The sequence below is a fragment of the Pseudomonas sp. OTU750018 genome, assembly GCF_011636575.1.
Classification (GTDB): Bacteria; Pseudomonadota; Gammaproteobacteria; order Pseudomonadales; family Pseudomonadaceae; genus Aquipseudomonas; species Aquipseudomonas peli.
Genome location: NZ_JAAPAU010000001.1, coordinates 1,390,753 through 1,409,477, shown reverse-complemented (window position 1 = coordinate 1,409,477; position 18,725 = coordinate 1,390,753). Strand labels below are relative to the sequence as shown.

Sequence of the window (18,725 nt, the reverse complement as noted above, 5' to 3'; positions counted from 1 at the left end):
GCAAGCAAAAGGCCCGAATCATGCTGAATACGTCCCGCGCTCTGTTGTTGTTTGGTCTGCTTGGCAGCAGCTTGGCGCACGCCATGGATTACCGCATCGAAACCGTGACTGAAGGCCTGGAGCATCCCTGGTCGCTGGCCTTCTTGCCAGATGGCCGCATGCTGGTAACCGAGCGCGTCGGCCGCCTGCGCATCATCGAGCAGGACGGCAGCCTTAATCCGCAAGCGGTTGGCGGCGTGCCCGAGGGGTTTGTCGCCGCCCAGGCCGGGCTGATGGAGGTGCTGCTTGACCCGGAGTTCGCCAGTAATCAGCAGCTGTATCTGAGCTATGCATACGGCACGACCCAGGCCAACAACACCCGTCTGAGCAAGGCGCGGCTGGTCGATGGTCAGCTGCAGGATGTGCAGGTGCTGTTTACCGCACAGCCAGCTAAGTCCGGTGCTGCGCATTACGGTGGGCGCATGGCCTGGCTGCCGGATAACACCCTGGTACTGACCCTGGGCGATGGTTTCGACTGGCGCGAGCAGGCCCAGAACACCAGCAACCACCTTGGCAAGATCGTGCGCCTGAACCGTGACGGCAGTGCGCCGAAAGACAACCCGCTGGTGGGCCAGGCCGGCGCGGCGGCGGAGATCTACAGCCTGGGCCATCGCAACGTGCAGGGCATCGTCTATGACAATCAGCTGCAACGCCTCTACAGCCACGAACACGGCCCACGCGGAGGCGACGAGCTGAACCTGATCGAGCCCGGCAATAACTATGGCTGGCCGTTGATCACCTATGGCATTGACTACACCGGTGCGCAGATTTCGCCTTACACCGAGCTGCCTGGCCTGCAGCAACCCTTGCTGCACTGGACACCGTCGGTCGCTCCTTCCAGCCTGACGATTTACCGCGGGGCACTATTCCCAGAGTGGCAGGGCGATCTGTTTGCTTCGACCTTGGCTGAGCGCAGTGTGCGACGCATTCGTCTGCAGGACGGCAAGTTGGCTGGTGAGGACGTGCTGTTCGAGGAGCTGGAAGAGCGTATTCGCGATGTGCGTGTCGGTCCGGATGGCGCGTTGTACTTACTCACTGACAGTGCTGATGGTCGGTTGCTGCGGGTTGTACCGAGCCAGTAGCTGCGGTGCCAAAAGCCGCCCTGGTTGCGCGCGGCTTGCGGCATAATCTTCGGCCTTCCCGTGCATACGCCATTTTGACCATGACCCCGCTCAAATACCTGCAAGGCTACCCGGCCCCGCTGCAAGACAAGATCCGTCAGCTGATTGCCGAGGAGCGCCTGGGAGATTATCTGGCGCGGTCTTACAGCGGCAAGCACGCGGTTCAGAGCGACAAAGCGCTGTACGCCTATATCCAAGGTCTCAAGCAGGAGCACCTGCGCAATGCCCCGGCCATCGACAAGGTGCTCTACGACAATCGCCTCGACCTGACCCACCGTGCTCTCGGTTTGCACACGGCAATCTCGCGGGTGCAGGGCGGCAAGCTCAAGGCGAAGAAGGAAATTCGCGTGGCCTCATTGTTCCGCGAGGCCGCGCCGGAGTTTTTGCAGATGATCGTGGTGCATGAGCTGGCGCACCTGAAAGAGGCTGAGCACAACAAGGCCTTCTATAAACTCTGCGAATACATGCTGCCGGGCTACCACCAGCTGGAGTTCGACCTGCGTGTTTACCTGACCTGGCGGGAACTGCCAGGAACAGCAGGCGTGCTGTCAGCCCCGTAGCAGCAGGTTGAGCTGATCCACCACCTCGGCCCATTCAGCGTCGGCTAAAAACTGTTGGCGCAGAAAGTCGGCCTGGGCTGGGTCCCAGAACGGTGCATCGGCCAGGCGGCAGCCTTCCGGCAAGGGGGAGTGGCGTTTGATAAAGAGGTCGATGCTGATCTGGTCATGCTCGAGCCCCAGTTGCTGGAACAGTGTTTCGAGCTCTTGGACGTTGGCTTGCATGGCGGTCTCCCTTTAACGCTATCGGCTGATAGCCCTTTAGTCGACCGACAGAATCTCCAACAGTTGCACACCACTGGCCACGCGCAGGGTCACTTCGTCGCCAACGGTCTTGCCCAGCAGGATCTGCCCAAGCGGCGCTTGCGGGCCGATCACCTGTATGGCTTGGCCGTCCTGCTGCAGTTTCATGGCTGCGCCGTCCGGGCCGAGGAACAGGCATTGGCGGCGGTCTTCATCGTCACTCAACTCAATCAGAGCGCCGAGCTGGATGCCCAGTAGAGGGTCAAACGCGCGCAACACCAGCTGCTTCCAGTTGCCCAGCGTCTGGCGAATGGCGGCCGCACGGCGCGCCTGCCCGGTCGCTAGATAAGACGCCTCCAGACCTAGGGTGTCGTATTTGTTTTCAGCGATATTTTCTTCATGGGTCGCCGCTTCATAGGCGGTGAGCGCCGCCTGTTGAGCCTGCAGCAGGTCAGCTTCGAGGCGGGCGATTACCTGTTTCAGCAGTTCGGTCTTATTCATGGCAGGCACTTTCTGGGCAGGCGTGCAGGGTAGCGGAAAAGCATTGGCGCGGGCAGCTACAGCTCTGCTCCCTCAAGGTCGTGCGGGTGCGGCATTAGCTAGCTGACAGGCTGGCGCTGAATGCCTTTAGCGTGGCCTCAGCCAAACTGGGTGCGGTTACGGCCTGCCGCTTTGGCTTGATACATCGCCGCGTCGGCACGACGAATCAGGGTTGTGGTGTCGTCTTCTTCTTGGCTCAGGGCAATGCCGATACTGGCCGCGACATGCACGGTGTGTCCTTCGACGGTCATCGGCTGATTCAGGCGGTCGAGCAGGCGTTCGGCAAGCTGCTGGACGGCCTCGGCTGAGTGCACGCTTTCGCAGACCATCACGAATTCATCGCCACCCAAACGTGCCGCCAAATCACTCTCGCGCATTTGCAGGTTGAGGCGCTGGGCGACTTCAGCCAATACCAGGTCACCAAAGCCGTGACCATATAGGTCGTTGATGGGTTTGAAACCGTCCAGGTCAATCAGCATCACGACCAGTAGCTCTTGGCGGCGCTGGTTGCGGCTTAATGCCTGGCTCAGGTGCTGCTGCAGTGCAGTACGGTTGGCAAGGCCCGTCAGTGGGTCGCGCATGGCTTGCTCGCTCAGGCGCTGGTTGGCCTCCTCAAGTGCCTGGGTACGCTCGGCCACCCGCTCTTCGAGTACCCGTTCGTTGTTTTGCAGCGCCGCCTCTCGCTGCCGCTTCAGCTCATTGAAACGCGCTGCAAGGGCGAAAGACAGCAAGATCATTTCCAGGCTGGAACCAATTTGCATGGAATAGAGCGTCAGGAAATTCGAGGGGATGATGGCGAAATTACGCAGTGCCAGCAGCACGGCGCCGGCCAGCAACATCATCCAGGCCAGGGCAAATAAGCGGGCCCCTGGCACGCGGTAGCCGACGCAGACGAAGCTGGTGAGCAGGAGCATGACCGTGACCGTCAGCCCGGTCAGCGACATGGTCTGTAAGGCACGCTGTACTGGCAACAGCAAGGTGGCCAGAACGGCCAGGGCAGTCGCGAAGCAGAGCACGACCAGTACACGATCCCAGCGTGGTAGCCACTGACGTGTGTCGAGGAAGCTGCGGGCAAATATCGCCGAGAAGAGTGCGGCCAATGTCAGGCTGACGGGCAGCATGCGGTTGCTCCAGGGAGCAGCCTGCGGCCATAGGTATTGCGCGCCGAGACCGTTGAGCGACAGTACGCTGAGGGCAAAGGCGCACATAAACAGCACATAGTTGAGAAAAGGCCGCTCGCGTAGCGCGAGAAACAGCAGAAGGTTGTAAAGGCCCAGGGCAATCAGTACGCCGCAGTAGGTGGCATGCACCATGTAGCCGCGTTGGCTGTACTGCTCGAAGTCGCTGAGCGACATCAGCCTGCCGCTCAGCGTCATGCTGCCAGCCGATTCGACGCGCAGGTACAGGGTGCGTTGCTCGCCAGGTTGCAGGGGTATGTCGAACACCGGCGTGCGGTGGCCGACGCTGCGTTGTGAGTAGGGTACGGTATCGCCAGAGCGTGATGTGCGTATACCGTCTGATCCGACATCGTACAGGCGCACTTCATCCAGCGAGGGGTAGTCCAGCTCTACGCGCCAGGTACGCGCTTGCAGGGTGTGTGAACGCAGCTGCAGGCGCAGCCAGATAGGCCCACGGGTGTAGCCGAAGCTGAGATCCTTGCGATGACGAAAGTCGGCGTCGACCTGCCGTATATCTTTCAGGGTCAGTGTGCCGCCGGGGTCCGCCAGGTAATCGGCCAGATCATTGAGGTTTTGCGCGGGTGTGTGGTCGTCGAGGGGTATTTCAGCCTGGCTCAGGGGCATTACCAGCAGCAGACAGAACGCTAGGACCAGGCTGCTTAGGCTGATCGGTAGCGATCGATTAGCGATGTTCCTGGCGGTGAGCATAGAGCGACCAGAGTGGTATGCGTGCGCTGGCATACTGGCAGAAAGCCTGCTCTAAGCGCTAGCCAATAGTGGCTGGCTACGCCGTATAGCCTGAGGTTAAGCCTCAGGTTGGCGTTTTTGCAGGTGTGAGGCCAGGGTGCGTAATGGTCCGAGTTGACGGCAAATCAGCGCCAGTTGGGTTTGCACCAGTCGTTGTTGGTCATCCAGGTCTTCGCTGAGTGTTTCCAGCTCGCTGGCCAGCTGTTCTTCGGCGTCACTGTAAATGGCCACTGTGCGGTCATCACTCAGGCAGCTGGCAATCTCGTCCAGGCTAGCGGCCAAGCGACTGGCGCTGGCCAGCAGCGGGTTGTCGCTGCCGCTCAGGCTGGTTTCGCCACGGTGCGCGCCAAGGCCTGAGAGGTAACTCAAGAGGGTGTGCGAGAGCACCAGAAAGCGGAAGCCGATATCCGCTTCCTTACGGAAGTGCCCCGGCTCCATCAGCATATTGCCCAGGGTGGTCGACAACGTGGCGTCGGCGTTGTGCGCGTTGCGCCGCGCCAGGCGGTAGGCCAGGTCGTCACGTTTGCCGTTGGCGTACTGAGCGATGATTTGCTGCAGGTAGCGGCTGTTGCAGCTCAGGGTGCTGGCCAGCAGGCGGTTCAGGCGGCGGCCCTGCCAGTCCGGCAGGATCAGCAGCACCGCCAGGCCGGCGATCAGGCTGCCGAGCAGGGTGTCGACCAGGCGCGGGATAAACAGCCCGTAGCCGTCGCCGACCTGGTTGAAGCAGAACAGCACCAGCAGGGTGATGGCGGCGGTGGCCAGGGTGTAGCGGCTGCTGCGCAGGGCAAAGAACACCACCCCGGCGACCACCGCAAACAGCGCTTGCACCAGCGGATTTGGGAACAGGTCAAACAACGCCCAGCCGAGCAGCAGGCCGAGCACCGTGCCGCTGATGCGCTGCACCAGCTTGAGCCGGGTCGCGCCGTAGTTCGGCTGGCAGACAAACAGCGTGGTCAGCAGTATCCAGTAGCCCTGGGTCGGGTGAATCCAGTGCAGCACGCCGTAACCGGCCGCCAGCGCGATGGACAAGCGTAAGGCGTGGCGGAACAGCAATGAGGTGGGCGTCAGCTGCAGGCGCAGGCGTTCCCAAACATCCTTGAGCGAGTGCGGTTCGCGGTCGAGCAGGCTGCTGTCCTGCTGCTCCGCCATGGCGTCAGGGTTGCTGGCATTGCCCAGTAGCGTATCCAGGCTGCGTAGGTTGCCAGCCAGCGCGCCGAGGGAGCGCAGCAGGTGACGCCAGGCGGGGTTGCTCTGCACCCGCAGGTGTTCGAGGGAGTCGTGCAAATCGTCGAGCGCCTGGCGGCACAGCTCGCGGTACTCGAACGGCTGGCGCAGTTCGATGGCCTGGGCCAGGCGCTGACAGGCTTCGCCATGCAGGCGCAGCAGGCGCTGGCAGCGGAACAACACATCGCTGTGGAAGAACGCTTCGGCCAGCTCGTTATAGGGGTAGTGCGAGGAACTGGCGCGTTCGTGGATGTCCTGGGCGAGAAAGTACAGTTTCAGGTAGCGGCTGACTTTCGGTCCCGGCCGGCCATTGCCGACCCGGTGCAGGATGATTTCCTTGGCCGCATTCAGCGCCGCCACCACGCGACCGTTCTGTTTGGCCAGGGCCAGGCGGCGTTCTTCCACATCCAGCTGACGCAGCGGTTCGAACAGCGCGGCCTTGAGCGTGAGGTACTGGCCCAGCTCGCGAAACAGCCGCGCCAGGCTGTGCTGCACCGGCTGGTTGGCGAACAGCGCATTCCACAGCACCGACAGCAGGCCATACCAGGCTGCGCCCGCCACCAGCAGTAATGGCTCCTGCCAGAGGCCCGCCGCGCCGCCGCGCTGCTCCACGCCGATCATGCTGTACACCGCGAGAATCAGCGTGGCCGCGCCGAGGGTGGCGTAGCGTTCGCCCAGTGCGCCGAGCATGGTCAGGGCAAAGCTCGACAGCGCCAGGGCGCAGACGAACAGCCAGGGGTAGGGGAACAGAAATTCCACCGCATAGGCCGCCACGCTGAAGCAGCCGAGGGTGACCAGCAGTGCCACCACGCGGCCCTGCCAACTATCATCGGTTTCCGCCAGGGCGCTGGCGATGACGCCGAGAAACAACGGGATCAGCGCATGCATCCAGCCCTGCGACCAGCACAGCATCAAGGCACCGCTGAGTGCGATAAACACCCGCAGGCTGTAGCTGAATTTATCCTGGGCCCAGAGGCGACGAAGCGAGTGGCGCAGCGCAGTGGACGGCATGGCCCGACCTTGATCAACCGTAACAGGTAGCAGCCTAACGGAGTCTGTGTCGACTTGGCAGCCGTAAGCTGTGTTGCCACCGATTAAAATGTGGCGCCGATCGATGGGTTGGTGTGAATCACGGCGGCCGGGCTACGCTTAAACTATCCGCCATTCGCGAGGCATCTGCCGTGTTGTACACCTGTGTGCGTGGATTGCTCGTGTTGCTGCTTGTCTGCTTGTCGTGCAGGGTTTTACAGGCTCAGCCGCTGCGCTTCTACACCGAAGAATACCCGCCCATCAATTTCAGCGAGAACGGCGAACCCAAAGGGCTAGCCACTGAAGTGGTGCAAGCCATCCTGCAGCGCACCGGGCAGAGCGCGCCGATCAGCGTGGTGCCTTGGGCGCGTGGGTATCAGGAGGCCTTAACCCGACCGAACACTGGCTTATTTGTGGCCATGCGCACCCGTGAGCGTGAACAGCTGTTCAAGTGGGTTGGCCCGATTACCCGCAACGTCACCAGTTTCTACGCCCTGCGCCGCTCTTTTCTATCAATCAGCCGTTTAGAAGAGGCACGTGAGTACGGTGAAATTGCCGTACCGCGCGACTGGTATAGCCACCAGCGCTTGCTGGCCGAAGGCTTCAGCAATCTGACCCCGGTCACCGGGCCGGCGCAGGTGGTGAGCATGCTCAAGCGCGGTCGGGTCAAGCTGATGGTGCTGGATAACCTGAGCATTAACGCCCTGCTGGCACAGGGCGATATCCAGTCGGACGAAGTGCAGCTGTTGTTCGACTTCATGCACAGCGACAGCTACATCGCATTTTCCCTGCAGACGGATGATGCGTTGATCAGCCGCTGGCAACGTGAACTCGACTCGATGAAGAGGGATGGCAGCTTTGCCGCGATCCACCAGAAGTGGTTGCCGGGTGAGCCCCTGCCGCCACTTGAGCCTGCCCCGGCGCCCTGAGGCTCAGACGTATTGGGCTGCCGCATAGCCGGAGGCCCAGGCCCACTGGAAGTTGAAACCACCCAGATGCCCCGTCACATCCAGCACTTCGCCGACAAAATACAGCCCCGGTGATTTCAGCGATTCCATGGTTTTTGATGACACTTCGCGGGTATCGACGCCACCCAGGGTCACCTCGGCGGTGCGGTAACCCTCGGTGCCGGCGGGCACCAGCTGCCAGTTGCCGAGCTGCTCGGCAATCGCCTTGAGTTCGGCGTGGGTGTACTGCTTCATCGGCTTGGAGGCGAACCAGTTGTCGGCCAACAACCCGGCCATTTTCTTGGTAAACAGCTCGGCGAGCAGGGTTTTCAGCTCACTGTTGGGGCGTTCGCGTTGTTGCTGCTCCAGCCACTCGGGCAGGTCGATATGCGGCAGCAGGTTGATGCTGACGGCATCACCGGGTTGCCAGAATGAGGAAATCTGCAGAATCGCCGGGCCGGACAGGCCGCGGTGGGTGAACAGGATATTTTCCTTGAAGCTCTGCCCGTTGCAGCTCACCACGCAGTCTTCCACCGAGGTGCCCGACAGCTCGGTGCACAGCGCCTTGAGCGCCGGGTCGGTGAGGGTGAACGGCACCAGGCCGGCGCGGGTCGGCAGCAGTTCGTGGCCGAACTGCTTGGCCACCTGATAGCCGAAGCCGCTGGCACCAAGAGTCGGGATCGACAGGCCACCGGTGGCAATCACCAGTGACGCGCAGCGCACCAAGCCTGCGCTGGTCTGCAGCTGGTAGCCGCTGTCCAGCTTGCTGATCTCGCTGACCGAGGTGTCCAGGCGCAGGTCGACGCCGGCCTCGTCGCACTCACTGAGCAGCAGGCCGAGGATGTCGCTGGACTTGTGGTCGCAGAACAGCTGGCCGAGCTTCTTCTCGTGGTAGGGCACGCCGTGCTTGGCCACTAAGCCGATAAAGTCCCACTGGGTGTAACGCGCCAGGGCCGATTTGCAGAAGTGCGGGTTTTCCGAAAGGAAATTGCTGGGTTCGCAGTACATATTGGTGAAATTACAGCGCCCACCGCCGGACATCAGGATTTTTTTGCCGGCTTTGTTGGCGTGATCCAACAACAGCACTTGGCGTCCGCGCGCGGCGGCCGTCAAAGCGCACATAAGCCCGGCAGCACCGGCTCCGATAATCACGACCTGGGGGGTAAGCACAGCCATTTCCTCAATCTGCGACACGCGCCAAGGCTGGCGCAAAACAGCGCGCATAGTAGCGCATGGTCACTAGGGTGTGGCTGAGCCAGTGATCGACTAGGATTAGTGCTCTGCTTTCTCTGGAATCGCCGTTGATGAATGGACTGCGTGCCTGCCTGCTGTCGTGGGTGCTGTTGGCGCCTCTGTGTGGCCATGCTGCAGAGACCTTGCGGTTGGTGGCGGACCCTTGGCCGCCATTCAATGACCAGACGCTGCTGAACAACGGGGTGGCCTCTGACCTGGTCGCCACCGCTCTGGCCCGCGCCGGCTATACCACCAGTTACGCTCAGGTGCCGTGGGAGCGCGCGGTGCGTGGGTTGCAGCAGGAAATTTACGATGTACTGATCAACGCCTGGTACACCGATGAGCGGGCAGTGTTTGGCCACTATTCGCAGCCCTACCTGATCAACCGCATCCGTTTTCTGCAACGCAAGGGCAGTCATATCAACTTCCGTACGTTGCCGGATTTGTACCCCTACAGCATCGCGGTGGTGCGCGGGTATGCCTACTCCAGTGAGTTTGATCAGGACAGTCGGCTGACTAAAGTCGGTGTAGTCGGCTTTGAAGTGGGTGCGCGCATGTTGCAGGCGCGGCGGGTGCAACTGACCCTGGAGGATGAGCTGGTGGCGCGCTTCCACCTGAGTCGCAGCCTGGCCGGGATTCGTGATCAGTTGGAGTTTCTGCCGCAGCCCTTGAGCGAGAACGGTCTGCACATCCTGGTCAGTCGCAAGCATCCGCAGCATCAGCAAATTGCCGATGCGTTCAATAAGGCGATTGAGGAGATGCGCGCTGATGGCAGCTATGCGCAGATCTTTCTGCGCCATGGGCTCTAGGGCCTGTGGTGTTGCATCACCCACTGGCGCACATTACTGCCAACAGTTGCGCCCGCGGCCCTGGCTCTTGGCCTGATACAGGCGCAGGTCGGCCTGGTGTAGCAGGCTTTCCAGGTCATCAGGGGCGCCATGGTAGATGCCGGCACTGAATGACAGTGCAGGTGCGCCGATGGCGTACTTCAAACTGGCACAGTGCGTGCGCAACTGGTCGAGGGTGTCGCTGAGGGTGGCGGCGTCCTGCTGGCTGACCATGGCAAACTCTTCCCCGCCCAGGCGACCGAGCAGGGCGTCTGGGAAGGTGGCGGAAAACGCCCGGGCAAAGCCGATGAGTGCCGCATCACCACTGGCGTGACCGTGGTCGTCGTTGATCCGTTTGAAAAAGTCCAGATCGAGCATCGCCACACTCAGGTCACGTCCGCCGGAGCGGGCCTGCTGGAACAGTTGTTGGCCATGTTCATAAAACGCACGGCGATTATTCAGCCCGGTGAGGGCGTCGTACTGCGCCGCTTGTTTTAACGCGCGCAGCAGGTCGCGGCGTTCCAGGGTCGACATCACTCGGCAGTTGAGCTCCTCCGAGCAGAAGGGTTTGCGCAAAAAGTCATCGGCGCCGTGCTTGATAAACTTGGCGCTGAGTGAGCCCTTGGTGTCGGCGGACAGGCCCAGAATGATCAGTTCGTGGCGTTTCATCTTCTGGCGCAGCAGTTTGACCAGGTCAAAACCGCTGAGCCCCGGCATGCTGTGGTCGACCACCAGCAGGTCGATGTCCGGCTGTTCCTTGAGGATCCTCAGGGCTTCATCGCCGTCGCAGGCCTCAATAATTTGGTAGCGATGCGGGGTCAGCACGTGGCGGATGTAGTGGCGTGTGGCATCGGAGTCCTCGGCAATGAGGATTTTCACTGCGCTGTTGCTTTCCAGGCGGTGCAGCAGGCGGAAGGCGTACTCGTAGGAGTGCTGGCTTTCCTTGAGGACGTAATCGACCACGCCCTTGAGCAGCATCTGGTCGCGGCGCTGTTCGTTGTAGGTGCCGCTGAGCACGATGCAAGGCAGGTGATAGCCCATCACCACGTCGACGATTTCACCGTCCGGGGCGTCCGGTAGGTTGAGGTCGACGATCGCAGCAAAGAACAGCTCCGCCGAGGTCTCCAGCATCACCTGGGCTTCGCCCAGCGACGCGCAGAAGATCGGTTGGAAGCCGGTTTCCTTGCGGAACAGATGCTCGAGAATCTTCAGCACCAATGGGCTGTCTTCGATCACCAGAATATTGCGCAAGGGTGCTACTCCTCTGTCGCTGGTCGCGTCACGGCGACCGTCTGTTTAGCGCTTATGGCAACTATAGGGTACGGATACGCAGCGAGCGGCCCTTGATTTTGCCTTCACTCAGGCACTTGAGTGCCTGCATGGCCACGACCCGTTCAACGGCGACATAGGCCTGGAAGTCGAAGATCGCGATCTTACCGACCTGCGCGCCAGGGATGCCCGCCGCGCCCGTCAGTGCGCCGAGAATATCGCCGGGGCGCAGTTTATCTTTACGGCCCGCGCCGATGCACAGGGTGATCATCGGTGGCTGTAATGGCGCGCCGCCCTGGTGCTTCAAGCTGCTCAGTGGGTGCCAGTTGAGTGGGGCCTTTTGCAGGGTTTCGATGGCTTGAGCACGGTGGCCTTCGGCTGGGGCCACCAGACTCATGGCCAAGCCCTTTTCACCGGCACGGCCGGTACGGCCAACGCGGTGAATGTGAATTTCTGAATCACGCGCCAGTTCGACGTTGATCACCATGTCCAGCGCATCGATATCCAGGCCCCGGGCGGCCACATCGGTGGCCACCAGCACCGACAAGCTGCGGTTGGCAAACATCGCCAGCACTTGATCACGGTCGCGCTGCTCCAAATCACCGTGAAGCGCGGCCGCCGAGATGCCCTTGGCGGTCAGGTGGTCGACCACTTCCTGGCATTGCTGCTTGGTAAAGCAGAAGGCCACACAGGACTGCGGGCGATAGCTGTTGAGCAGCTTGACCACCGCGTCCATGCGCTCTTCTGGCGCGATTTCGTAGAAACGCTGCTCGATCTGTGTGTCGTCGTGCAGGGCGTCCGCTTTGACCTGCTGTGGATCGCGCATAAACGTCGCGGACAGCTGCTTGATCCCGGCCGGGTAGGTGGCGGAGAACAGCAGGGTCTGTCGGCGTGTCGGGGTCTGGCTGATGATGTCTGCGATGCTGTCGTAGAAGCCCATGTCGAGCATGCGGTCGGCTTCGTCGAGCACCAGGGTGTTCAGACCGTCGAGTTTCAGCGTGCCCTTGCTCAGGTGCTGCTGGATGCGCCCCGGAGTGCCGACGATGATCTGCGCGCCATGTTCCAGCGAGCCGATCTGCGGGCCAAATGGTACGCCGCCGCACAGAGTCAGAATTTTGATGTTGTCCGCCGAGCGCGCCAGGCGCCGCAGTTCCTTGGCGACCTGGTCGGCCAGCTCGCGGGTTGGGCAGATCACCAGTGCCTGGCAGCCAAAGTAGCGCGGGTTAAGCGGGTTGAGCAGGCCGATGCCGAAGGCGGCGGTCTTGCCGCTGCCGGTCTTGGCCTGGGCAATCAGGTCCATGCCCTTGAGCATTACCGGCAGGCTCTGCGCCTGAATCGGGGTCATCTCGTTGTAACCGAGGGACTCGAGGTTCGCCAGCATGGCGGCGGAAAGCGGCAGAGAAGAGAAAGCGGTGTGGGTCACGGTACAGGCCTGCTAAACGAAATGGCGTGCAGTGTAACAGGCTGCGCACTGCGGCCTGTCTTAGAACAGATCGATGGGGTCGACGTCCAACGACCAACGCACGGCGCGGCCGCTTGGCATCTGCTCCAGTGCGTGCATCCAAGTGTTGAGTAAGCGATGCAGCGGCGCACGGGCGTTCGCCTGCACCAGCAGCTGGGCGCGGTAGCGGCCGGCGCGCCGCTCCATTGGCGCGGGCACCGGACCAAGCAGTTCAATGCCGCTGAGTTTCAGCTCGTTCAGCAACAGCTCTGCTTCCGTGCAGGCATCATCGAGAAAACCTTCAGCCTGGCCGGGTTTGTGTGCCTCGGCACGTAGTAGAGCGAGGTGGCAGAACGGCGGCAGGCCAGCACCTCGCCGTTCACTTAAAGCCTGTTCGGCGAAGGCGAAGTAGCCCTGTTCGGTCAGCTGTACCAATAAAGGATGGTCGGCCAGATGACTTTGGATAATCACCTTACCCGGTTCTTCGGCGCGCCCAGCACGACCGGCGACCTGCACGATCAGCTGGGCCATGCGTTCGCTGGCGCGAAAATCCGCCGAGAACAGGCCGCCATCGGCATCGAGAATCGCCACCAGAGTGACGCGCGGGAAGTGGTGACCCTTGGCGAGCATCTGCGTGCCGACCAGGATGCACGGCTCGCCGCGCTGCACGGTGTTGAACAGGGTGGTCATGGCCTCCTTGCGCGAGGTGCTGTCGCGGTCGACGCGCAAGACCGGCACGTCGGGGAAGAGAATCTCCAGACGTTCTTCGGCGCGCTCGGTGCCGGCGCCGACCGGTCGCAGGTCGACGTTGTTGCACTTCGGGCAGTTACTCGGCTGGCGCTCGACGTGGCCGCAGTGGTGGCAGCGCAGCTCGCGTGAGCGCTGGTGCACGGTCATGCGTGCATCGCAGCGCGGGCACTCGGACAACCAGCCGCAGTCGTGGCAGAGCAGGGTCGGGGCGAAACCGCGGCGGTTGAGGAACACCAATACTTGCTGGCCGGCCTGCAAGGTTTGTGCGATTGCCTGCTGCATGGGGCCGGAGATGCCGGAATCCAGCGGTCGGCTTTTCACATCCAGGCGCAGAAAACGCGGCTGCTTGGCGCCGCCGGCGCGCTCACGCAGGTGCAGCAGGGCGTAGCGGCCACTGTGGGCGTTGTGCAGGCTTTCCAGCGAGGGCGTGGCCGAGCCCAGCACGATCGGGATGTTCTCCTGATGGGCACGTACCACGGCGAGGTCGCGGGCGTGGTAGCGCAGACCTTCCTGCTGTTTATAGGAGGCGTCGTGCTCCTCGTCGATGATGATCAGCCCTGGCCGCTGCATGGGGGTGAACAGCGCCGAGCGGGTGCCGATGATGATGTCCGCCTCGCCATCGCGCGCCGCCAGCCAGGCGTCCAGGCGTTCGCGGTCATTCACTGCCGAGTGCAGCAGGGCAATACGGGCGTTGAAGCGCTGCTCGAAACGCGCCAGGGTTTGCGGACCGAGGTTGATCTCCGGGATCAGCACCAGAGCCTGCTTGCCGGCCTCCAGGGTTTCGCGGATCAGCTGCAGGTAGACCTCGGTCTTGCCGCTGCCGGTGACCCCGGCGAGAAGAAAGGCGTTGAAGCTGGCGAAACCTGAGCGGATCGCCTCGCTGGCCGCGCGCTGCTCAGCATTCAGCGGTAGCTCCGGCTGCGCCAACCAGTTGGCGTGGCGCTCGCTCGGCGCATGACGGCGCACGTCAATCTGCACCAGACCCTTTTCCAGCAGCAGGTCGAGGCTGTCCTTATTAAGCTGCAGTTTGCTCAGCAGTGCATGGGCAACGCCGTGGGGGTGCTGGGCCAGGGTTTTCAGGGCGTCGCGCTGACGCGGTGCGCGGCTCAGGCGGGGGTCGTCCAACTGCGCGCCGGCGGTGACCGACCAGAAGCGCTGTTGGCGTACTTCCGCCGGCTCGCCCTGGCGCAGCAGTACTGGCAGCGCCCAGCTCAGGGTGTCGCCCAGGCTATGCTGGTAATACTGCGCGGTCCACAGGCACAGCTTGAACAGTGCGGGCGGCAGCGGCGATTGGGCGTCCAGTAATTGCAGGGCGGGCTTGAGCTTGTCGGCCTGCACGTCGCTGTGCTCCGTGACTTCGATCAGGATGCCGATCATTTCGCGTCGACCAAACGGCACGCGCAGCCGCGCACCGGGCTGCAAGGCACTGCGCGGCACACCGGGCGGGGCACGGTAGTCGAACAGGCGGCGCAGCGGCGAGGGCAAGGCGAGGCGCAAAATGACGTCTGGCAAGCGATGGGCTCCTGGTTGCAGGGCGCGATCTTAGCATGCTGCCAGTCGACGGCCGGCCTTGCGTCGCGGCGGTGCTCTGGTATTATCGCCGGCCTATTTCCGTGCGGTACCTGACAATAGTGTCTGGTGGCGGCACGACAGCCCTGAGGAATCATCATGAAAGCCGATATCCACCCGAACTATGTAGCCGTCACCGCCACCTGCAGCTGTGGCAACGTGATCGAAACTCGCTCCACCCTGGCCAAGCCGCTGAGCCTGGACGTGTGCAACGAGTGCCACCCGTTCTACACCGGCAAGCAGAAAATGCTGGATACCGGCGGCCGTGTTGATCGCTTCAAGCAGCGTTTCGGCATGTTCGGCGCCAAGCAGTAAGCTTGCGCACAGCGACGCAGACCCACATGGGTTTCACCTCGCTACTGAAAAAGGCGTCCCTTGTGGGCGCCTTTTTCGTTTTCGGCGTTTATGCCGGCGGCGCCCTGGCGTTCTGTCCGGCGCCGGCCAACTTGCCCAGTGCCAAGGTGCAGCGGGTGGTAGATGGCGACACCTTGCGCCTGGTCGATGGCCGCACAGTGCGGTTGATTGGCTTGAACAGCCCGGAGATGGGTCGGCAGGGGCGTTCCGCCGAGCCGTTTGCCGAGGCCGCGCGCCAACGCCTGCAGGCGCTGGTGGCGGCCAGTGATGGTCGAGTGGCCCTGCAGCTTGGTCGACAGGCCAAGGACCACTACGGGCGCACCCTGGCCCACGCCTATGACGACCGTGGTAATAATCTGGAAGCGCAGCTACTCGCCGAGGGCTTGGGCTATCAGGTGGCGGTTGCACCTAACCTGGCGCTGGTGCAGTGCCAGCAAGCCGCCGAGCGCAGTGCGCGGCAGGCACGTGCGGGGCTCTGGCAGCATTCGCCAGTGCTAGCGCCTAAGCAGTTGAGTCGTGGTGGCTTTGCTTTGCTCCGCGGGCAGGTACAGCGTATCGAACGCAATGGCGGCGGTCTGTGGCTGGAAATGGGCGATTCGCTGGTGCTGCATATCGCACCCCGGGCGTTGGGCAATTTTGATCTGCGCGCGGTCGAAAGCCTTGAAGGCCGCCAGGTCGAGGCTCGTGGCTGGGTGATTGATCGCTCCAGGCGTGGCGGCTTGCGCGCGGGACAGGCGCGCTGGATGCTGCCATTGACTGATAAGGCTATGTTAGAGGCCCTGCCATGATCCTGCGTGTACTGACGCTCTCTGTCCTGCTGGTACAGTTAGCCGGCTGTGCGGTCAATCCGGCCACTGGCCGCAGCGATTTCGTGATGATGAGCGAGCAGCAGGAACTCGACCTCGGGCGCCGCTACAACCAGGAAATCCTCAAAGAAAACCCGCGCTACGCTGATGAGAAGCTGCAGGCTTACGTGCAGCAGGTCGGTGAGCGGGTGGCGGAGAATAGCCACCGCAACCAGCTGGCCTATCAGTTCACCGTGGTCGACAGCCCGGATATCAACGCCTTTGCCCTGCCGGGCGGCTACATCTATATCCATCGCGGGCTGCTGGCCTATCTCAGCTCGGAAGCCGAACTGGCCGCCGTGCTAGGTCATGAGGTCGGCCACGTCACCGCGCGGCACAGTGTGCAGCAGCAAAGCCAGTCCACAGCCTGGGGTTTGCTCGGCCAGGCTGTGGCGATTGGCACTGGCGTGGGTGCCGCTGCCGATGTCACCGGCGTGCTGGGCAGTGCCGTTGTCCGTGGTTATGGCCGCGACATGGAGTTGGAGGCCGATGGTCTGGGTGCACAGTACTTGGCGCGCAGCGGTTATGACCCGCAGGCGATGATCGAAGTGGTCAAGGTGCTGAAAAATCAGGAAGACTTTGCCCGCGATCAAGCTGCCGTGCGCGGTGAGGCGCAACCTGCGGGCGGCTACCACGGGCTGTTCGATACCCATCCGGATAACGACCGGCGTTTGCAGCAGGTGCTGGGCCCGGCGCGGGCCTTGGCTACCGGTCAGCAGGAGGTCAATCGCGAGGCCTTTCTCAAGCGCCTGGAAGGTCTGCCCTTTGGCGACTCTGCCGAAACCGGTGTGCGTCGCGGTCAGCGCTTTTACCATGCCGATCTGAACTTCACCCTGGCGTTTCCCAAGGGCTGGAGCCTGCTCAATCGTCCGGATGCGCTGATCGGTCACACCGCCGATCAGCAGGCGTTTATCGCCATGACCTTGGAAGATAACCCGCAGCAACTGGCGCCGGCTGAACTGTTGCGCCAGCGCGTCGGCGGTCAGCGGTTGGTGGCCGGCGTCGAGTTGCAGCAGGCTGGTCTCAAGGGCTATAGCGCGGTGATTCCAGGCACTGCCGCCAAGCGCGTGGCGGTTATCCAGCATGGTGCGCGGGTTTACCTGTTTGTCGCAGCGGTACGTGGTCGCGCCTCGCTGGAAACTCAGGATGAGCAGTTTCTCAGCGTGATCAAAAGCTTCCGGCCGATGACTAGCGCCGAGTTCCAGCAGGCGCAGCCGCTGCGCTTGCAGATGGTCAAGGTCAAGCCGGGACAAACCATCGAGGCGCTGGCCAAAGGCAGCAAGTTGCCGGGGGATGCGCTGAAGACTCTGCGCCTGCTGAATAACCTCTACCCATCAGGGCAGCCGCGTACTGGCGACTGGCTGAAGGTCGTGCGCTAGGGCTGGCGTGCCCATCCGGACTCGTCAGTCTTGTGCAGCTGTATACAACTTGCGTATCCTCGCCGCCTGCCTGTTCAACAGCCCAAAGCGGAAATGCCAACATGTCTGATTTGAAAACAGCCGCTCTCGAATACCATGCGAATCCTCGTCCGGGTAAGCTGAGTGTCGAGCTCACCAAGCCCACCGCAACTGCGCGCGATCTGTCCCTGGCCTATAGCCCAGGTGTCGCTGAGCCTGTGCGCGAAATCGCGCGTGACCCGGAGCTGGCGTACCGCTACACCGGCAAAGGCAACCTGGTGGCAGTGATTTCCGACGGCACCGCTATTCTCGGCCTGGGCGACCTGGGCCCGCTGGCTTCCAAGCCGGTGATGGAAGGTAAGGGCGTGCTGTTCAAACGTTTTGCCGGCATCGATGTATTCGATATCGAAGTCGAGTCTGAAAGCCCGCAGGCATTTATCGACACCGTACGTCGCATCTCGATCACCTTCGGTGGCATCAATCTGGAAGACATCAAGGCGCCCGAGTGCTTTGAAATTGAACGCACGCTGATCGAACAGTGCGACATTCCAGTGTTCCACGATGACCAGCACGGCACCGCGATCGTGACTGCGGCCGGCATGCTCAACGCCCTGGAAATCGCCGGTAAAACACTGCCAGAGGCCAAAATTGTGTGCCTGGGTGCTGGCGCAGCCGCAATCTCCTGCATGAAGCTGCTGGTGAGCATGGGCGCCAAGGTCGAGAACATCTTTATGATCGACCGCAAAGGCGTGATCCACGCTGGCCGCGATGACCTCAATCAGTACAAAGCGGTGTTCGCCAGCGAAACCACCAAGCGCACCATGGCTGATGCCCTGGACGGTGCCGATGTCTTCGTCGGCCTGTCGGGTGCCAACCTGCTGGCGGCTGAAGACCTCAAGCGCATGGCGCCGAATCCGATTGTGTTCGCTTGCTCCAACCCTGACCCGGAAATCAAACCGGAGCTGGCGCGCGAAGTGCGCAGCGATGTGATCATGGCCACCGGTCGTTCCGACTACCCGAACCAGGTCAACAACGTGCTGGGCTTCCCGTTCATCTTCCGCGGTGCGTTGGACGTTCGTGCGACCCGTATCAACGAGGAAATGAAGATCGCTGCAGCCCTGGCTCTGCGTGACCTGGCCAAGCTGCCAGTGCCCCAGGAAGTCTGTGACGCTTACGGCGGCATTGCCCTGTCGTTTGGCCGTGAGTACATCATTCCGAAGCCGATGGACCCACGCCTGATCACTGTGGTCTGCGATGCTGTGGCCAAGGCCGCGATTGAAAGCGGTGTGGCGACTCTGCCGTATCCGAAGCATTACCCGTTGCAGTCGGTAAACGACGTGTTCAACGGCTAATCGCTGAGCACTAGTGCAATAAAAAACCCGCTAAGGCGGGTTTTTTATTGGCGCGATTTCCGG

16 protein-coding genes are annotated in these 18,725 nt (G+C 62.1%); 8 read left to right on the top strand and 8 right to left on the bottom strand.

The features are described from left to right. The first annotated feature begins 20 nt into the window (after window positions 1-20). Both HCI85_RS06660 and HCI85_RS06655 read left to right on the top strand, forming a co-directional pair. Window positions 21-1,121 (top strand): PQQ-dependent sugar dehydrogenase, encoded by a 1,101-nt coding sequence (locus HCI85_RS06660; protein WP_167143309.1) that lies wholly within the window; start codon window positions 21-23, stop codon window positions 1,119-1,121. An 80-nt stretch (window positions 1,122-1,201) separates the two neighbouring features. Continuing rightward, the gene (locus HCI85_RS06655) at window positions 1,202-1,720 is read left to right on the top strand and encodes a YgjP-like metallopeptidase domain-containing protein (protein ID WP_167143308.1); all 519 of its coding nucleotides are present in this window, start codon (window positions 1,202-1,204) and stop codon (window positions 1,718-1,720) included. On the opposite strand, the gene HCI85_RS06650 is transcribed toward HCI85_RS06655, so the two are convergent. From HCI85_RS06650 to yccS, 4 genes are all read right to left on the bottom strand, one after another. Continuing rightward, window positions 1,709-1,942 carry a DUF2789 family protein gene (locus HCI85_RS06650; protein ID WP_167143307.1) on the bottom strand — a complete coding sequence of 78 codons (234 nt, stop codon included), beginning with the start codon at window positions 1,940-1,942 and terminating at the stop codon, window positions 1,709-1,711. The two genes, HCI85_RS06655 and HCI85_RS06650, sit on opposite strands and share 12 nt — an antisense overlap. A gap of 36 nt (window positions 1,943-1,978) precedes the next feature. Then, window positions 1,979-2,461, bottom strand: a complete 483-nt coding sequence (locus tag HCI85_RS06645) for a GreA/GreB family elongation factor (RefSeq protein ID WP_167143304.1) — start codon at window positions 2,459-2,461, stop codon at window positions 1,979-1,981. 137 nt (window positions 2,462-2,598) lie between these two features. Then, window positions 2,599-4,386 (bottom strand): diguanylate cyclase domain-containing protein, encoded by a 1,788-nt coding sequence (locus tag HCI85_RS06640; protein WP_167143300.1) that lies wholly within the window; start codon window positions 4,384-4,386, stop codon window positions 2,599-2,601. 96 nt (window positions 4,387-4,482) lie between these two features. Next, window positions 4,483-6,660, bottom strand: coding sequence for a YccS family putative transporter (gene yccS, locus HCI85_RS06635; protein ID WP_167143298.1), 2,178 nt, complete (start codon window positions 6,658-6,660; stop codon window positions 4,483-4,485). Between the two features lie 200 nt (window positions 6,661-6,860). Here yccS and HCI85_RS06630 point away from each other — a divergent pair, with 200 nt between their 5' ends. After that, window positions 6,861-7,607, top strand: coding sequence for a substrate-binding periplasmic protein (locus tag HCI85_RS06630; RefSeq protein ID WP_241693736.1), 747 nt, complete (start codon window positions 6,861-6,863; stop codon window positions 7,605-7,607). A 3-nt stretch (window positions 7,608-7,610) separates the two neighbouring features. On the opposite strand, the gene HCI85_RS06625 is transcribed toward HCI85_RS06630, so the two are convergent. Beyond that, the gene (locus HCI85_RS06625; protein ID WP_446730773.1) at window positions 7,611-8,801 is read right to left on the bottom strand and encodes an NAD(P)/FAD-dependent oxidoreductase; all 1,191 of its coding nucleotides are present in this window, start codon (window positions 8,799-8,801) and stop codon (window positions 7,611-7,613) included. A gap of 128 nt (window positions 8,802-8,929) precedes the next feature. On the opposite strand from HCI85_RS06625, the gene HCI85_RS06620 reads away from it, so the two are divergent. Continuing rightward, window positions 8,930-9,667 carry a substrate-binding periplasmic protein gene (locus HCI85_RS06620; RefSeq protein WP_167143291.1) on the top strand — a complete coding sequence of 246 codons (738 nt, stop codon included), beginning with the start codon at window positions 8,930-8,932 and terminating at the stop codon, window positions 9,665-9,667. 33 nt (window positions 9,668-9,700) lie between these two features. Here HCI85_RS06620 and HCI85_RS06615 read toward each other — a convergent pair whose 3' ends face one another. From HCI85_RS06615 to HCI85_RS06605, 3 genes are all read right to left on the bottom strand, one after another. Beyond that, window positions 9,701-10,936, bottom strand: coding sequence for a diguanylate cyclase domain-containing protein (locus HCI85_RS06615; RefSeq protein ID WP_167143288.1), 1,236 nt, complete (start codon window positions 10,934-10,936; stop codon window positions 9,701-9,703). Between the two features lie 61 nt (window positions 10,937-10,997). Continuing rightward, entirely contained in the window at window positions 10,998-12,377 is a 1,380-nt protein-coding gene (dbpA, locus tag HCI85_RS06610; RefSeq protein WP_167143284.1) for an ATP-dependent RNA helicase DbpA, read from the bottom strand. Between the two features lie 60 nt (window positions 12,378-12,437). Beyond that, window positions 12,438-14,657, bottom strand: a complete 2,220-nt coding sequence (locus tag HCI85_RS06605) for a primosomal protein N' (protein ID WP_167143281.1) — start codon at window positions 14,655-14,657, stop codon at window positions 12,438-12,440. A gap of 156 nt (window positions 14,658-14,813) precedes the next feature. Between HCI85_RS06605 and rpmE the strand changes: the two genes are divergently transcribed. The 4 genes from rpmE to HCI85_RS06585 all read left to right on the top strand — a co-directional run bounded on the left by rpmE (window position 14,814) and on the right by HCI85_RS06585 (window position 18,662). Continuing rightward, window positions 14,814-15,029: a 50S ribosomal protein L31 gene (gene rpmE, locus HCI85_RS06600; RefSeq protein WP_090249983.1), complete on the top strand. Its 216-nt coding sequence runs from the start codon at window positions 14,814-14,816 to the stop codon at window positions 15,027-15,029. Window positions 15,030-15,055: 26 nt separating this feature from the next. Beyond that, on the top strand, window positions 15,056-15,856 hold the full coding sequence (locus HCI85_RS06595; RefSeq protein ID WP_167143279.1) for a thermonuclease family protein: 801 nt from the start codon (window positions 15,056-15,058) through the stop codon (window positions 15,854-15,856). Beyond that, window positions 15,853-17,292: a M48 family metalloprotease gene (locus HCI85_RS06590; RefSeq protein ID WP_167143278.1), complete on the top strand. Its 1,440-nt coding sequence runs from the start codon at window positions 15,853-15,855 to the stop codon at window positions 17,290-17,292. The genes HCI85_RS06595 and HCI85_RS06590 overlap by 4 nt, the downstream gene beginning before the upstream one ends. Window positions 17,293-17,393: 101 nt before the next feature. Continuing rightward, window positions 17,394-18,662: a malic enzyme-like NAD(P)-binding protein gene (locus HCI85_RS06585; protein WP_167143275.1), complete on the top strand. Its 1,269-nt coding sequence runs from the start codon at window positions 17,394-17,396 to the stop codon at window positions 18,660-18,662. Window positions 18,663-18,725 lie beyond the last annotated feature (63 nt).

Excerpts from the sequence above, each read along its gene's own strand:
- rpmE (WP_090249983.1), top strand. The coding sequence starts at position 14,814 with ATGAAAGCCGATATCCACCCGAACTATGTAGCCGTCACCGCCACCTGC.
- HCI85_RS06655 (WP_167143308.1), top strand. The coding sequence starts at position 1,202 with ATGACCCCGCTCAAATACCTGCAAGGCTACCCGGCCCCGCTGCAAGAC.
- HCI85_RS06645 (WP_167143304.1), bottom strand. The coding sequence starts at position 2,461 with ATGAATAAGACCGAACTGCTGAAACAGGTAATCGCCCGCCTCGAAGCT.
- HCI85_RS06585 (WP_167143275.1), top strand. The coding sequence starts at position 17,394 with ATGTCTGATTTGAAAACAGCCGCTCTCGAATACCATGCGAATCCTCGT.
- HCI85_RS06590 (WP_167143278.1), top strand. The coding sequence starts at position 15,853 with ATGATCCTGCGTGTACTGACGCTCTCTGTCCTGCTGGTACAGTTAGCC.
- HCI85_RS06620 (WP_167143291.1), top strand. The coding sequence starts at position 8,930 with ATGAATGGACTGCGTGCCTGCCTGCTGTCGTGGGTGCTGTTGGCGCCT.
- yccS (WP_167143298.1), bottom strand. The coding sequence starts at position 6,660 with ATGCCGTCCACTGCGCTGCGCCACTCGCTTCGTCGCCTCTGGGCCCAG.
- HCI85_RS06595 (WP_167143279.1), top strand. The coding sequence starts at position 15,056 with ATGGGTTTCACCTCGCTACTGAAAAAGGCGTCCCTTGTGGGCGCCTTT.
- HCI85_RS06640 (WP_167143300.1), bottom strand. The coding sequence starts at position 4,386 with ATGCTCACCGCCAGGAACATCGCTAATCGATCGCTACCGATCAGCCTA.
- HCI85_RS06650 (WP_167143307.1), bottom strand. The coding sequence starts at position 1,942 with ATGCAAGCCAACGTCCAAGAGCTCGAAACACTGTTCCAGCAACTGGGG.
- HCI85_RS06625 (WP_446730773.1), bottom strand. The coding sequence starts at position 8,801 with ATGGCTGTGCTTACCCCCCAGGTCGTGATTATCGGAGCCGGTGCTGCC.
- HCI85_RS06660 (WP_167143309.1), top strand. The coding sequence starts at position 21 with ATGCTGAATACGTCCCGCGCTCTGTTGTTGTTTGGTCTGCTTGGCAGC.